Here is a 14,017-nt window from a genome sequence, read left to right on the forward strand (position 1 = left end):
ATTCCAGATAAGACTGCACGATGGTCACCATGCTCACCGACGAGGACTGCGCCCGGCACCTGCGCGCCGCCGGACTGCGGGTGACCCGCCCGCGCGTCGCGGTCATGCAAGCCGTCCGAGCACATCCTCATGCGGACACCGACGAGGTCCTCCGAACCGCTCGCGAACGGTTGCCGGAGGTCTCGCAGCAAACGGTGTACGACGTTCTGGGCGTACTGACTTCGGCCGGTCTGGTGCGACGCATCCAGCCGTCCGGCCACGTGTCTCGATATGAGTCACGCGTCGGGGACAACCATCACCACGTGATATGCCGTACATGCGGATCCATCGGGGACGTCGACTGCGCAGTCGGCGAGGCCCCGTGCCTGACCCCGTCCGACGACCGGGGTTTCGTCATCGACGAAGCCGAGGTCATCTATTGGGGTCATTGCCCCGACTGCATCCCCGAACCCAACCGACCCGCTCCGGGCGCCGGCCCCGACCGATAGACCCCCGACCACGACGCCTCCCTCCCCTGCGATCACCGACCCGGCGATCGCAGTTCTCACCGTGCCCGAAAGGAAACCCCGCATGGCGCAGCAAGACCACGAGCCCGTCCGCGACGCGAAGGAACATCCCCCCATTGCCGAGGCGAACACCGAGCCCGCCGCGGGCGGTTGCCCGGTCGCGCACGGTCGGCTCACGCCGCCCACCCAGGGCGGCGGCAACCGCGACTGGTGGCCGAACCAGCTGAATCTCAAGGTGCTTCAGCACAATCCGGACGTCGCGAATCCGATGGACGCCGACTTCGACTACGACTCGGCCCTCGCGGATCTCGACGTCGAGGCGTTACGCGCCGACCTGACCGCCCTGATGACCGATTCGCAGGACTGGTGGCCCGCCGACTTCGGCCATTACGGAGGCCTGTTCGTCCGCATGTCCTGGCATGCCGCGGGTACCTACCGGGTGCAGGACGGACGCGGTGGTGCCGGAGCCGGGATGCAGCGATTCGCCCCGCTCAACAGCTGGCCGGACAACGCCAACCTGGACAAGGCGCGCCGCCTACTGTGGCCGATCAAGAAGAAGTACGGCACGGCATTGTCCTGGGCCGACCTCCTGGTCTTCGCCGGGAACGTCGCCCTGGAGTCGATGGGGTTCACCACCGCCGGCTTCGCCTTCGGGCGCGTGGACGAGTGGGAGCCCGACGAGGTGTACTGGGGCCCCGAACTCGAGTGGCTGGCCGATCAGCGGTACTCGGGCGACCGCGAACTCGAGACACCGCTTGCGGCAGTGCAAATGGGGCTCATCTATGTGAATCCGGAAGGACCGAACGGCAATCCGGACATCCTCGCGTCCGCGGTCGACATCCGCGAGACGTTCGCGCGGATGGCGATGAACGACGTCGAGACCGCGGCTCTGATCGTCGGGGGCCACACCTTCGGCAAGACCCACGGCGCCGGTGACGCCGGCCTGGTGGGTCCCGAACCCGAGGCCGCCGCCGTCGAGGACGCCGGTCTCGGCTGGACCAGCTCGCACGGCTCCGGCAAGGGCGCGGACACGATCACCAGCGGCCTCGAGGTGATCTGGAATCCGACCCCGACCCGCTGGGACAACGCTTTCCTCGAGACTCTCTACGGCTACGAGTGGGAGCTCTACAAGAGTCCGGCCGGAGCCAACCAGTGGCGTCCGAAGGACGGCGCCGGGACCGGTACCGTCCCCACGGCATTCGGCGACGAGAAGACCCACCCGTCGATGCTGACCACCGACCTCGCGATGCGCTACGACCCCGGTTTCGAGAAGATCACCCGGCGGTGGCTCGATCACCCCGAGGAACTGGCGCACGAGTTCGCCAAGGCCTGGTTCAAGCTCCTGCACCGCGACATGGGACCCGCCGTCCGGTATCGGGGTCCGCTTGTTCCGACCGAGACGTACCTGTGGCAGGACAATGTCCCGGCGCACGAGGGCCCACTTGTCACCGATGCCGACGTGGCAGCCTTGAAGGCGACGCTCCTCGACTCGGGACTGACTGTGGCGCAACTCGTGAAGACCGCGTGGGCGGCGGCGTCGAGCTTCCGTGGCAGCGACAAGCGCGGCGGCGCCAACGGCGGCCGGATCCGCCTGCAGCCGCAGGCATCCTGGGAGGTCAACGAGCCCGACGAGTTGGCCACCGTGATCCGCACCCTCGAAGGCATCCAGGGTGCGTTCACCGGCGAGGCCGGCGCGAAGGTCTCCTTCGCCGACCTCGTGGTCCTCGGCGGCACGGCAGCAGTCGAGAAGGCGGCGCGGGATGCCGGAGTCGAGATCACGGTACCGTTCACCCCTGGACGTACCGACGCCACCCAGGACGAGACGGACGCCGATTCGATGGCACATCTCGAGCCCACCGCCGACGGGTTCCGCAACTACGTCGGCAAGACCAGTGGCCTTCCGGCCGAGTTCACCCTCGTCGACAAGGCATCGCTGCTGACCCTCAGCGCCCCCGAGATGACGGTGCTGGTGGGTGGCCTCCGGGTGCTGGGCAACAACTTCGGCGGCTCGGCGGCCGGCGTCCTGACCGACCGTCCCGGCGTCCTCACGAACGACTTCTTCGTGAATCTGCTGGACATGTCGACAGCCTGGTCGGCGTCGGAAGACGAGAACCTGTACGTCGGGCGCGATCGCGCCACCGGCGAGCAGACCTGCACCGGCACTCGCGCCGATCTGGCGTTCACGTCGAACTCACAGTTGCGCGCCCTGGCCGAGGTCTACGCAGCCGACGACGCAGCGGAGAAGTTCGTGAACGACTTCGTCGCGGCCTGGGACAAGGTGATGAACCTGGACCGGTTCGAACTCTGAGCAAATCGGTTCATCGTCGAACCGATCAGATGCGGCGGCGGCACCCTTCGTGGGGTGCCGCCGCCGTGGCGTTTCGCATCACCCGGCGCACAGGGACTTCCGGAACTATGCTGGCGCTTTCCCTCCGTGGCGGGTGACCGCCTCGAGACGAAGGTGAGGACGACGACGATGTCCGGCGAACACAGGTCCCTGGGCCATATCCGACTGACCTCACACAGCGGCGGGGTCGACGCTCCGCCCATCCACTGGGGGGCGGCCACCGCGGCGGAACGCGGTCCCGTCATCGGGACGACGGGCACACGTGCGCATCGCAATGTCATCGGTACCCACAGCGGCTCCTACAGCGTCTATCGCGCACTGGCCGTCGCCGCCGGCGCCCTTGCACGAGAGCACCGAGCCGATCTCACCAACACCTCGCCCACCGACCACATCGGACCGTATCCACAGTGGGGCGATCCGCGCGCGATCGTCTCGCTGGATCCTTGGGGTGCGACAGTCGCCGAGAGTTTCCCCGACGAGATCGCTCGCGGTTACGACATCCGGCCGACCATCGCGGTGACCAAGGCGCACGTCATCCTTCCCGAGATCGCCGAGGCGATCGAGAAGGGCCGTCTGGTCCCCGACGGTGAGGTTCTGCTGCCGAGTGGCGCGGCTCTGGTCACCAAGGCGGCCGTGGAACCGGTGTGGCATCTTCCCGGCGTCGCCGAGCGGTTCGGCTGCTCCGAGGCCGAGCTGCGCCGGGTGTTGTTCGAGGAGACCGGCGGCATGTATCCCGAACTCGTCACGCGGTCGGATCTCGAGGTGTTCCTCCCGCCGATCGGCGGGCAGACGGTCTACATCTTCGGCAACGCCCGCGACCTCGCCGACCCCTCGGTGGAACTCACCGCACGGGTGCACGACGAGTGCAACGGCTCCGACGTGTTCGGCTCCGACATCTGTACGTGCCGCCCATATCTGACGCATGCAATCGAGGAGTGCATCCGCGGCACCCAGCGCGGCGGCGTCGGCTTGGTCGCCTACTCCCGCAAAGAGGGACGCGCCCTCGGCGAGGTCACCAAGTTCCTGGTGTACAACGCCCGTAAACGCCAACTCGGCGGTGACACCGCGGACCAGTACTTCGCCCGCACCGAATGCGTTGCGGGCGTACAGGACATGCGGTTCCAGGAGCTCATGCCCGACGTCCTGCACTGGTTCGGGATCACCAGGATCCATCACCTGGTGTCGATGTCGAACATGAAGTACGACGCCATCACCGGCTCGGGTATCGAGGTCGGCGAACGGGTCAATATCCCCGACGAACTGATCCCCGCCGACGCCCGCGTCGAGATCGACGCGAAAATGGCTGCCGGTTACTTCACGCCCGGACCCGTGCCCGATGCCGAACAGCTGCGTCAGGTCAAGGGCCGGGGGTTGTGATGACCGGAGCACCAGAGGTGGAACTCTCCGCCTCACAGGCCGCCCGGCTGCTGCGCTCCACCGCCACCGTCCGGAGCCGGTCGCGACAACTCCTCGAACGGGCGCGGGCCGGCGAATCGTCGTGGTTCATCGTCCACGACGATGCGCGGGACGCGGCAGCTGACATCGTCGTGGAAACGACTCGGTTGCGATATCCCGACGGAGACATCCCTTTTCACAGCAGGTGGCGACATTTCGAGGCAGGCGGTATCGACCGCCTCGGCGCTCTCGACGCCGCCTTGCCCCCGGCCGGCTCGGCGGAGCGAACCCGCGCGCTCATCGACGTCGTGCTGGTCAGCGTCCTCCTCGATGCCGGCGCGGGACCCGAGTGGTCGTTTCGGGAACGGTCGAGCGACCTGGTTCTCACCCGGTCCGAGGGGCTCGGCGTCGCGAGCTGGGTGGCGTTCTGCGAGGGGGTGTTCTCGAGCGACCCGGCCGATCCCCTGCGGGTCGACGCCACCGGTCTGGGCCGCGTCACGGCGGACACTCTCGGCGCGGCCTTCCAGGTGGGTCCCGACAACCCGCTCACAGGCCTGCCCGGGCGGGTCGATCTCCTGCGCCGCCTGGGCGAGGTGTTGTCGAACCGCCCCGAGATCTTCGGACCAGACGCCCGGCCGGGCGGCCTGTTCGATCACCTCACCCGCGGTGGTCGTGCGGAGGTGCCCGCGGTCGACATCCTGAGAGGGGTCCTTGAGTATCTTGGCCCTATCTGGCCGTCGGACAACACGATCGACACCCACCCACTGGGCGACTGCTGGCATCACGACGCCGTCGTCGGCACGGGCCTCACGGCCGGCTGGGTGCCGTTCCACAAACTGTCCCAGTGGCTGACCTATTCGCTTCTCGAACCGTTTCGCTGGGCCGGTGTCCAGGTGACCGGACTCGACGAGCTGACCGGCCTCCCCGAATACCGCAACGGTGGCCTTCTCCTCGACTCGGGTGTGCTCGCGCTGCGTGACGAGACCTGGGCGGACCGGGAGTGGGAGGTCGGCGACGAGCTCGTCGTCGAATGGCGGGCGCTCACCGTCGCCCTTCTCGACGAGATCGCCGACCTCGTACGCGATCGCCTCGACGCCGATGCGGCCTCGATGCCCTTGGCCTGCGTGCTCGAGGGTGGCACGTGGGCGGCCGGCCGCGTGCTCGCGAGCCGACTTCGCGATGGGTTGCCGCCGTTGACGATACGCAGTACCGGCACCGTTTTCTGAGCCGACCACCGACCGAGAGGAACTCATGGGCAGCGTCGCCGTCATCGACCATCCGCTGGTCCAACACAAACTGACCCTGATGCGTCGCAAGGAGACGTCGACCAACGACTTCCGCCGTCTGCTCGACGAGATCTCGATCCTGATGGCGTACGACGTCCTGCGTGACATCCCGATGCACGAGATCGCCATCGACACGCCGCTCGAGACCACCACCGCCCGGGTCATCGACGGCAAGAAGCTGGTGTTCGCCGCTGTCCTGCGGGCCGGCGCCGGTATCGCCGACGGCATGCTGACCGTGGTTCCCGGCGCGCGCGTCGGACACATCGGCCTCTACCGCGACCCGAAGACCATGGTCGTCGTCGAGTACTACTTCAAGATGCCGTCGGAGCTGTCCGAGCGTGATGTCGTGATCGTAGATCCGCTTCTGGCGACCGGGCATTCGGCGGTCGCCGCGATCGACCGGATCAAGGAGTACGGTCCGAAGTCCATCAAGTTCGTCTGCCTGCTCGCCTGCCCGGAGGGCATCGAGGTCCTGCATCGCTCACACCCCGACGTGCCGATTTTCACCGCGGCGGTCGACCGCGAACTCGACGACAACGGCTTCATCCGCCCCGGACTCGGTGACGCCGGCGATCGCATCTTCGGGACCGCGTGATCTCGAGGAGCAGGAAGGAACCCTGCTCCCTGAGGTGCGAGCGAAGCGAGCCACGAAGGGTGTAGCAACACGTCTCACCAGGCCCTTCGAGGCTCGTCGCTTGCGCTCCTCACACCTCAGGGAGCAGGGGTTATGGGCTTCTTTCGGATTAGGGAGCATGGTTCGTGGTGCTGCTGCGCGCATACCAGCGGTGTTCGGTCTACGACACCTGCCAGGCCACCGCGGCACCGATCGCCCCGGTGGCGTTCAGTGCCCAGTGCAAGGCGATCGGTGCGAGGAGGCTCGTGGTGCGTTGCCGCAACCACCCGAGCACGAAACCCGCGGCCCCGGTTGCCACGACCGCACCTGCGATGCCGGCGATCTGTGCAACCGTCCCGGCACCCAGCACGCCGCTCAGGCCTTCGTTGCCCGCGGTGAGACCGGTCGAGGACAGGATGTGCCACAGACCGAAGGCGATCGCACCGACGACCAGCGTCGTCAACGGGGCGAACAACCGGCCCAGAACCCCTTGCAGCACACCGCGGAACAAGACCTCCTCCGGGAGAACGGTCTGCAGCGGAATGATCACGAACGCCGCCAGGAGGGCCTCGGAGGTATCGTCATAGCGGTCGGACAGGAAGAACTCACGCGTCGCCGGGATCGCGACCGCTGTCGAGACCACAGCCGCGACCACGAGGACCGCGGCCACGGCGACCGGGATGCCGGCGCGCAGTTCCGCACGGCTCAGGCCGAGGTCCCGCCAGCCGAGGCCGGCGAGGCGGGCGATGCCCACGGCCACGACGGCGGCAACCGGGACGATCGCCACCGACAGCGGGCCGTCCGCGAGATGCGCACCGATGTTCACCGCGACGAGGAACACGATCACCACGACCAGCAGCGCGACGTCGGTGCGCCGGGACGGGGTGATCACCCGGTCGAGTCTGCCGTACCGCGCCATGGCGGTGTCGGTGAACGCGGCCGCGGTGTCGCAGAATGATTCGGTGCCAAGACCCGCGACCGTCGTCGACCGCCTCGAACGTCACCAGGTCGCCCTCTACCTCGGCGCGATAGTCGCCGGACTGTGTGCGGGAATGGCCGCACCCGGTCCCGCCGAGGGCCTCGAGTCCGCGATCACGCCGCTGCTCGCCGCGCTGCTCTATGTCACCTTTCTGCAGATCCGCCGGTCCGATCTCCTGGAATCGCTGCGTGACCGACGGTTCCTTGTCGCGGTGCTGTTCCTGAACTTCGTCGTGGCGCCTCTTGTGGTGGCCGTGTTGTCCTCAGCGCTGCCCGCCGACGACGCGATCCGTCTCGGCGCGCTACTGGTGCTGCTGTGTCCGTGCGTCGACTACGTCGTCGTGTTCGCCGGGCTCGGCGGCGGGGACGCCCGACGACTCCTTGCCGCGACGCCGCTGCTGCTCCTCGCCCAGATGCTGCTGACACCGCTGTATCTGGTGCTGCTGCTCGGTGACGGACGGTCGGTGATCGAGCCGGAGCCGTTCCTCTGGGCGTTCGCTGTCCTCATCCTCTGCCCGCTGGCACTGGCGTGGCTCACCCAGGCGTGGGCGGAACGATCCGAGGCGGGTCGTCGAGCCTCGGTCGGCGCCACGATGACGATGGTCCCGCTCATGGTGGCCGTACTCTTCGTCGCCGTGAGTTCCCAGGTACCTCTGGTCGGTTCGCGTTTTGCCGACATCGCCGGGGTGATCCCGGTCTACGCCGCGTTCCTCGCGATCATGGTGGCGGCCGGTGTCGCGGTGGCACACATGTTCCGCCTGGCCCCGGAGCCGTCGACGGCGGTCGTCTTCTCCGGAGCCACCCGCAACTCGCTCGTCGTCCTGCCACTCGCGCTGGCGCTGCCGGTCGGGGCGGAACTGGCCGCGGCGACGGTGATCACGCAGACACTCGTCGAACTGATCGGGATGGTCGTCCTGGTGTGGGCGTTCACTTGTGTGGCACGTCGGCGCTGAGGCCGCCGTCCATCACGAACTCGGCACCGGTCGCGTACGAGGACTCGTCGCTGGCCAGGAACACCACGAAGGTCGACACCTCGCGTGACTCCGCGGCCCGGCCCATCGGCACGGTCACCATGTCGTCGGGGATCCCCTCGGTCATCGGCGTCCGGATGAGACCCGGGTGGATGGAGTTCACCCGCACGTTGTGCGGAGCCAGTTCGAGCGCAACCGATTTCGCCAGACCACGCACGCCCCACTTGCTCGCGACATAGCCGTGCGCCCAGGGACTTCCGCGCAGGCCCTCCACCGACGAGACGTTGATGATCGAGCCACCGCCGGCGTCGATCATCAGGTCCGCGACCGCCTGGATTCCGAGGAACGTGCCCGTCAGGTTCACGTCCAGGATCTGCTTCCACTTGTCCAGCCGGAACTTCTGGATCGTCGAACCGTTCACGATGCCGGCATTGTTCACCAGGACGTTGACCTTGCCGAACTCGTCTACCGCGGTGGACACCGTCGTCTGCCAGTCCTCGGGCGAGGTGACATCGAGGTGGACGTAGCGCGCCGCGTCCCCCAGTTCGGCGGCCAGCGCCTTGCCCTCGTCGTCGAGGATGTCGCCGATCACCACCTTCGCCCCCTCGGCGACGAGGGCCCGGGCGTGCTCGGCGCCCATGCCCCGCGAACCACCGGTGATCACTGCAACTTTGTCGTCTACGCGTCCCATGGGCGGCAACGCTACCGCGACGAGCGCGAAAATAGAACAGGTTCCACCGGAAAATGGTCTACTGAACAGACAAACGTCCGGACAGGTGTACACCACGCCCACCGGCGCCGATCGACCACAAGGAGTTCCACGCCATGTCCCTCCGGGTAGCTCTTGTCGGAACCGGCAACGTCGGCCGGTTGTGCCTCACCCAGCTGATCGAGGACCCGCGGTTCGAACTCGTGGCCGTCTGCGTGTCCACTCCCGAAAAGGTCGGTGTCGACGCCGCGACGCTCGCCGGGCTGGAGACACCCACCGGAGTCCTGGCGGTGGGCGACCTCGACGAGGTGATCGCGACGAAGCCGGATTGTGTCGTGTACTGCGCCATGGGTGACACGCGTCCCGTCGAGGCCTTCGACGATGTGGTGCGCATCCTCGCCGCCGGGATCGACGTCGTCGGGTCCTCCCCGAACACGCTCCAGTACCCCTGGGACGTGATGCCCGCGAAGGCGATCGCCAAGATCGACGAGACCACCGCGGGCAGCGGCGCCAGCCTGTTCGTGACCGGGGTCGATCCCGGTTTCGCCAACGACCTCATCCCGTTCGTCTTCGCGGGCACCTGCCAGCACATCGAGCAGGTGCGCTGCATGGAGATCGCCGACTACGCGACCTATGACGGGGCGACCGTCATGTTCGACGTCATGGGCTTCGGCAAACCGCTCGACGAGACCCCCATGCTGTTCCTGCCGGGGGTACTGGGGTTGGCATGGGGCACGACGATCCGGCAACTGGCCGCCGGTCTCGGCGTCACCGTCGACGACATCGAGGAGATCTCCGAAAGCGAGCCTGCGCCGGAGGATTTCGACATCGCGGCCGGTCACATCGCTGCGGGCACCCGCGCGGCCGTGCGTTTCGAGATCATCGGCAAGGTGGCCGGCGAACCCGTGATCGTCATCGAGCACGTGACGCGGCTTCGAGGTGACCTGCGGCCGGACTGGGCGCAGCCGGCTCAGCCCGGCGGGTGCTACCGCGTCGAGATCACCGGCGAACCGTCGTACACCGTCGACATCATGCCGACGAGCCGCAAGGGTGACCACAACCACGCCGCCATCGTCGCCGCGGCCGGCCGGATCGTGAACGCCATCCCCGCGGTGGTCGACGGGCCCGCGGGACTTCGCACCACACTCGACCTTCCGCTGGTGACGGGCCCGGGGGTTTCGACAGGCTCAACCGGCAGGTAGGCGGCTCGACCACTCGGCAGTGCGAGTCCGGAAGAACCGCATAACCCCTGCTCCCTAATCCGAAACAACGCCCTGCCCCCTGCTCCCTGAGGAGCGCCCGGAGCTTGCGGAGGGCGCGTCACGAAGGGTCTCCGCAACCCGACTCACCAGGACCCTTCGTGACGGCCTCCGCAAGCTCCGGCCTCCTCAGGGAGCAGTGATTGCGCTCGCGCCGAGCACAACGGGTTCTTCCATAGTCCACGACGGCCGCCAGGCCGCAGATACTGAGCACTCACACCATCCCGGCGTCGTGCATCAGGATCGCGACCTGGACCCGGTTGCCCGCGTCGAGTTTGGTGAAGATGTGCGAGATGTGCGCCTTGACCGTCGCAAGACTCATGTAGAGCCGTTCGGCGATCTCGGCGTTCGACGCCCCGCGGGCGAGCTCGACGGCCACATCACGCTCGCGTGCGGTGAGTCGGTCGACACGTTCGACGGCGGACGAGGTCCGGTGACCGCCGCTGGTGACGACCTGCTTGATCAACGCGGCGGTCACCGAGGGACTCAGGGCAGGTCGACCGTCGAGCACCTGGTGGATGGCCGCGACGATGTCGTCGGGTGGCGTGTCCTTGAGCAGGAATCCGTCGGCACCCATCGCGAGTGCGCGGACCACGTAGTCGTCGGCGTCGAAGGTCGTGAGCACGATGATCGCGGGTGGCGAGACCAGTGCCTTGAAGCGGCCGGTGGCCGCGATCCCGTCGAGCACCGGCATCCGCAGATCCATGAGGACGAGATCCACGGGCGCCGTGGCATAGGTGTCGAGGGCCTCCTGCCCGTTGCCCGCCTCGGCGACGATGTCGAGGCCGGCATCACCGCCGAGGAGGAGCCGGAGTCCGGAACGGACGAGGGGGTCGTCGTCGACGATCATGATGCGGGCGGTCATGACTGCCACGGTAACCAGACATGCAACAGGAACCGTTTGTCCTCGCTCACGGTCACCGACTGCCTGCCGCCGTGCAACCCGACCCGCTCGGCCAGGCCGACGAGTCCGAATCCTGGTGTGGGACCGATCGAACCCGCTGTCAGCGGTAGCGGATTCTCGACGAGCAGATCCACACCGTGCTCGGGTCCGCCCCGGATGTGCATGGTCACCGGCGCGCTCGGCGCATGACGCCGCGCATTGGTCAAGGCCTCCTGCACACACCGATACAGCGTGCGTGAGATCGCCGGGCCCAGCGAATTCACATCGATGTCGCATCGGCTGTCCACACGCATCCCCAGCCGGCGCGCCTCCTCGATCAGCGCGGCCAGGTCCGGAACCCCTTGCGGTTCCTCGGGCGCGGCGTCGCCGGGCCCCTCCCGCAGAACCCCGAGCACCTCCCGCAGCTCGGTCAACGCCAGGTGCGAGGTCTCCTGGATGGTCTGCGCCGTCTCGCGGATCTGCTCTCCGGACAGGTCCGAACGGTAGGCCAATGCGCCCGCGTACATGCTCATCGCCGAGATCCGATGCGCGAGGATGTCGTGCATCTCGCGTGCGATCCGCGCCCGTTCGAGCGAACGCGCCTGCATCACCTTCGCCTGCTGTTCGGCCTCGGAGGCCAGCGCGCGCGCCTGCCAGCTGGCGAGAAGCTCACGCCGCGAACCGATGTAGAGACCCCACGCGACCATCGCCGCCGTCGCGACCACCGTGACCGAGTAACTGATGATGACGGGATCGTTCGCCTCGGTCGGAGTGGCGAAGAAGGCGAGGGCGATGATCCCCGCGACAACGGACAACACCGCCTGCGGGATGATCTCGCGCCACCGACGCCGGGTCGACAGGGACACCATGGCGAGAATGCCCGGTCCGAGAGACGACGACGACACGATGGTCACGATGTTCGTGAACGTCGTGACCGGTACGGGATGGCTTCGGCGCCACCAGATGACGATGTAGGAGAGCACCCCGAGTGCGAGGTCGGCGACGAACCACCACCGGGCCTCGTCCCACAGGTACGACGCACGGGTGGCGAAGGTGCCGGCCGAGACGCAGAGCATCACCGCGAGCCGCCACAATCGGCCGGCCCACGTCATCGGTGGTTGGTACTGCTCAGGACGCACAACCGTCACCGTAGTCGGGCGCCGGTGGTGCCCGCGTCCTCCCGATGGGTGTCGTCCCCTACGACTTTCGGTCGATACGACGCTGTCCGGAGGTCCGATGTGCACGCCGTGCGGGAACGACACGATGGACGACATGATCACAGTGAAGAATCTGACGAAGCGCTACGGCGACTACGTCGCAGTCGACGACGTGTCGTTCACCTGCCGCCCCGGGCAGGTGACCGGATTCCTGGGCCCCAACGGCGCCGGGAAGTCGACGACGATGCGGATCATCGCCGGGCTGACGCCGCCGACGTCGGGGGTGGCGCAACTCTACGGCGTCGACTACCGGTCCATCCCGAATCCCGGCACGCAGGTCGGCATCCTCCTGGACGCCTCGGCTCAGCACGCCGGCCGGACGGGCGCGGAGGTCCTGCGACTGTCGGCGATGACCATGGGCATCGGCCACGACCGCGTCGACGAGATGCTTGAGCTGGTCAGCCTCACCCCGGAGGAGGCAGGGCGACGAGTGCGCAACTACTCCCTCGGCATGCGCCAGCGTCTCGGTATCGCCGCAGCCCTGCTCGGGGACCCGAAGATCCTGATCCTCGACGAACCGGCCAACGGACTGGACCCGGCGGGCATCCACTGGATGCGAACCCTGCTGCGCGGGTACGCCGATCGCGGTGGCACGGTGCTGCTGTCGTCGCACCTGTTGCACGAGATCGAGATCGTCGCCGACGACATCGTCGTGATCGGCAACGGCCGGATCGTGGCCCAGGGCACCAAAGACGAACTGCTCGCCGGCGCCGGGACACGCGTCCGATCACTCGACGACGCGACCCTCGGCGAGGCGCTGAACGCAGCCGGGATCACCGTGCAGCGCAACGCCTCCGGCGGACTCGATGTCGACGCCGACCCCATCGACGTGGGCCGCGCCGCGGCCGCCGTCGGCGTCGTCCTCACCGAGCTGCGGCCCGCGGACGGCGCCCAGCTCGAGGCGATGTTCCTGCAGCTGACCGCGGACACCCAGCGTGAACACACCACACTCGAAGGAGCAGCTCGATGACCCTCGCCGACTTCGGCACCCCCGTGCCGCACACCGACGTGATCGACGTCGAGCGCCCCGGAATCCCGTTCTCCCGACTCGTCCGCGTCGAACTGCGCAAGCTCGTCGACACGCGTGCGGGTTTCTGGCTGACCGCCTCGATCGGAGTCATCGCGGCGATCGTCGTGATCGCGATGCTCATCGCGAACCGCAACAGCCCCGAGAACCTCAACCTCGGACAGTTCTTCGGGATGATGAACATCCCGACCGCCATCATCCTGCCCATCCTCGCGATCCTGCTCGTGACCGGGGAATGGAGCCAACGCACCGCGCTGACGACATTCACCCTCGAACCCCGACGGCAGCGCGTCGTCGGAGCGAAGCTGGTGGCGGCGCTCCTCACCGCCGTCGCGGCGGTCGCGGTCGCGCTCATCCTCGGCGTCATCGGCAACGGAATCGCCGGTCTGGCGTTCCCCGATCCCGCCGGCTCCTGGGACCTCACGCTCGCCGGGTTCGTGAATTCGTTTGTCTCGCAGACCTTCGGCTTGCTGCTCGGTTTCGGCTTCGCCGCCCTGATCCTGAACACCCCGGGCGCGATTGTCGCCTACTTCGCGCTGCCCACCGCTCTGACCGTGGTCAGCCAGCTGGTCCCGTGGTTCAAGGACAATCTCGGCCAGTGGGTGGACACCGGCCTGACGAACGTGCCCTTTCAAGAGGGCGACTGGGCGACCGGGGGCGAATGGGCGAGGATGCTCGTCTCGGCAGTGATCTGGATCGGGCTGCCCCTGGCGTTCGGGGTGCTACGGATTCTGCGGTCCGAGGTCAAGTAACGGACGCCGCTGGATGGCACCACGGTCACGGTCGCCGTAAGCGCCGCTGCCACACCGCGATCGGTGTTACGGTT

General features: G+C 67.6%; 13 protein-coding genes. 9 read left to right on the forward strand and 4 right to left on the reverse strand.

The genetic code is table 11. The annotated features are described in order from the left end of the window. The first annotated feature begins 29 nt into the window (after nt 1-29). The 5 genes from KB201_RS14145 (at nt 30) to upp (ending at nt 6,129) form a co-directional block, all read left to right on the forward strand. Nucleotides 30-488: a Fur family transcriptional regulator gene (locus KB201_RS14145; protein ID WP_058253521.1), complete on the forward strand. Its 459-nt coding sequence runs from the start codon at nt 30-32 to the stop codon at nt 486-488. An 82-nt stretch (nt 489-570) separates the two neighbouring features. Continuing rightward, the gene (katG, locus tag KB201_RS14150) at nt 571-2,814 is read left to right on the forward strand and encodes a catalase/peroxidase HPI (RefSeq protein ID WP_211539509.1); all 2,244 of its coding nucleotides are present in this window, start codon (nt 571-573) and stop codon (nt 2,812-2,814) included. Between the two features lie 168 nt (nt 2,815-2,982). Further along, nucleotides 2,983-4,230: a GTP cyclohydrolase II gene (locus tag KB201_RS14155; protein ID WP_058253522.1), complete on the forward strand. Its 1,248-nt coding sequence runs from the start codon at nt 2,983-2,985 to the stop codon at nt 4,228-4,230. Further along, nucleotides 4,230-5,474 carry a URC4/urg3 family protein gene (locus KB201_RS14160; RefSeq protein ID WP_078114041.1) on the forward strand — a complete coding sequence of 415 codons (1,245 nt, stop codon included), beginning with the start codon at nt 4,230-4,232 and terminating at the stop codon, nt 5,472-5,474. Before KB201_RS14155 ends, KB201_RS14160 begins: the two co-directional genes overlap by 1 nt. Nucleotides 5,475-5,499: 25 nt before the next feature. Continuing rightward, nucleotides 5,500-6,129 carry a uracil phosphoribosyltransferase gene (upp, locus tag KB201_RS14165; protein WP_078114040.1) on the forward strand — a complete coding sequence of 210 codons (630 nt, stop codon included), beginning with the start codon at nt 5,500-5,502 and terminating at the stop codon, nt 6,127-6,129. Nucleotides 6,130-6,328: 199 nt separating this feature from the next. On the opposite strand, the gene KB201_RS14170 is transcribed toward upp, so the two are convergent. Beyond that, nucleotides 6,329-7,039 (reverse strand): CPBP family intramembrane glutamic endopeptidase, encoded by a 711-nt coding sequence (locus KB201_RS14170; protein ID WP_078114053.1) that lies wholly within the window; start codon nt 7,037-7,039, stop codon nt 6,329-6,331. A gap of 25 nt (nt 7,040-7,064) precedes the next feature. On the opposite strand from KB201_RS14170, the gene KB201_RS14175 reads away from it, so the two are divergent. Beyond that, on the forward strand, nt 7,065-8,078 hold the full coding sequence (locus KB201_RS14175) for a bile acid:sodium symporter (protein WP_176455980.1): 1,014 nt from the start codon (nt 7,065-7,067) through the stop codon (nt 8,076-8,078). Here the strand turns inward: KB201_RS14175 and KB201_RS14180 are convergent. Next, complete coding sequence (locus KB201_RS14180) at nt 8,053-8,787, reverse strand: glucose 1-dehydrogenase (RefSeq protein WP_055475422.1); 735 nt, start codon at nt 8,785-8,787, stop codon at nt 8,053-8,055. The two genes, KB201_RS14175 and KB201_RS14180, sit on opposite strands and share 26 nt — an antisense overlap. A gap of 134 nt (nt 8,788-8,921) precedes the next feature. On the opposite strand from KB201_RS14180, the gene KB201_RS14185 reads away from it, so the two are divergent. After that, nucleotides 8,922-10,007: a diacylglycerol kinase gene (locus tag KB201_RS14185; RefSeq protein WP_078114039.1), complete on the forward strand. Its 1,086-nt coding sequence runs from the start codon at nt 8,922-8,924 to the stop codon at nt 10,005-10,007. A gap of 271 nt (nt 10,008-10,278) precedes the next feature. Here the strand turns inward: KB201_RS14185 and KB201_RS14190 are convergent, their stop codons facing one another. Then, nucleotides 10,279-10,929 (reverse strand): response regulator transcription factor, encoded by a 651-nt coding sequence (locus tag KB201_RS14190; protein WP_078114038.1) that lies wholly within the window; start codon nt 10,927-10,929, stop codon nt 10,279-10,281. Next, complete coding sequence (locus KB201_RS14195; RefSeq protein WP_231742633.1) at nt 10,926-12,059, reverse strand: sensor histidine kinase; 1,134 nt, start codon at nt 12,057-12,059, stop codon at nt 10,926-10,928. Before KB201_RS14195 ends, KB201_RS14190 begins: the two co-directional genes overlap by 4 nt. 151 nt (nt 12,060-12,210) lie before the next feature. Between KB201_RS14195 and KB201_RS14200 the strand changes: the two genes are divergently transcribed. Together KB201_RS14200 and KB201_RS14205 are read left to right on the forward strand one after the other, a co-directional pair. Then, nucleotides 12,211-13,134: an ABC transporter ATP-binding protein gene (locus tag KB201_RS14200; RefSeq protein WP_055475418.1), complete on the forward strand. Its 924-nt coding sequence runs from the start codon at nt 12,211-12,213 to the stop codon at nt 13,132-13,134. After that, complete coding sequence (locus tag KB201_RS14205; protein WP_055475417.1) at nt 13,131-13,943, forward strand: ABC transporter permease; 813 nt, start codon at nt 13,131-13,133, stop codon at nt 13,941-13,943. Before KB201_RS14200 ends, KB201_RS14205 begins: the two co-directional genes overlap by 4 nt. Nucleotides 13,944-14,017: the final 74 nt, after the last annotated feature.

It is taken from the genome of Gordonia sp. SCSIO 19800 (assembly GCF_018132775.1).
In the GTDB taxonomy this organism is placed as follows: Bacteria; Actinomycetota; Actinomycetes; order Mycobacteriales; family Mycobacteriaceae; genus Gordonia; species Gordonia hongkongensis.

Excerpts from the sequence above, each read along its gene's own strand:
- KB201_RS14145 (WP_058253521.1), top strand. The coding sequence starts at position 30 with ATGCTCACCGACGAGGACTGCGCCCGGCACCTGCGCGCCGCCGGACTG.
- katG (WP_211539509.1), top strand. The coding sequence starts at position 571 with ATGGCGCAGCAAGACCACGAGCCCGTCCGCGACGCGAAGGAACATCCC.
- KB201_RS14155 (WP_058253522.1), top strand. The coding sequence starts at position 2,983 with ATGTCCGGCGAACACAGGTCCCTGGGCCATATCCGACTGACCTCACAC.
- KB201_RS14160 (WP_078114041.1), top strand. The coding sequence starts at position 4,230 with ATGACCGGAGCACCAGAGGTGGAACTCTCCGCCTCACAGGCCGCCCGG.
- upp (WP_078114040.1), top strand. The coding sequence starts at position 5,500 with ATGGGCAGCGTCGCCGTCATCGACCATCCGCTGGTCCAACACAAACTG.
- KB201_RS14175 (WP_176455980.1), top strand. The coding sequence starts at position 7,065 with ATGGCGGTGTCGGTGAACGCGGCCGCGGTGTCGCAGAATGATTCGGTG.
- KB201_RS14180 (WP_055475422.1), bottom strand. The coding sequence starts at position 8,787 with ATGGGACGCGTAGACGACAAAGTTGCAGTGATCACCGGTGGTTCGCGG.
- KB201_RS14185 (WP_078114039.1), top strand. The coding sequence starts at position 8,922 with ATGTCCCTCCGGGTAGCTCTTGTCGGAACCGGCAACGTCGGCCGGTTG.
- KB201_RS14190 (WP_078114038.1), bottom strand. The coding sequence starts at position 10,929 with ATGACCGCCCGCATCATGATCGTCGACGACGACCCCCTCGTCCGTTCC.
- KB201_RS14195 (WP_231742633.1), bottom strand. The coding sequence starts at position 12,059 with ATGACGTGGGCCGGCCGATTGTGGCGGCTCGCGGTGATGCTCTGCGTC.
- KB201_RS14200 (WP_055475418.1), top strand. The coding sequence starts at position 12,211 with ATGGACGACATGATCACAGTGAAGAATCTGACGAAGCGCTACGGCGAC.
- KB201_RS14205 (WP_055475417.1), top strand. The coding sequence starts at position 13,131 with ATGACCCTCGCCGACTTCGGCACCCCCGTGCCGCACACCGACGTGATC.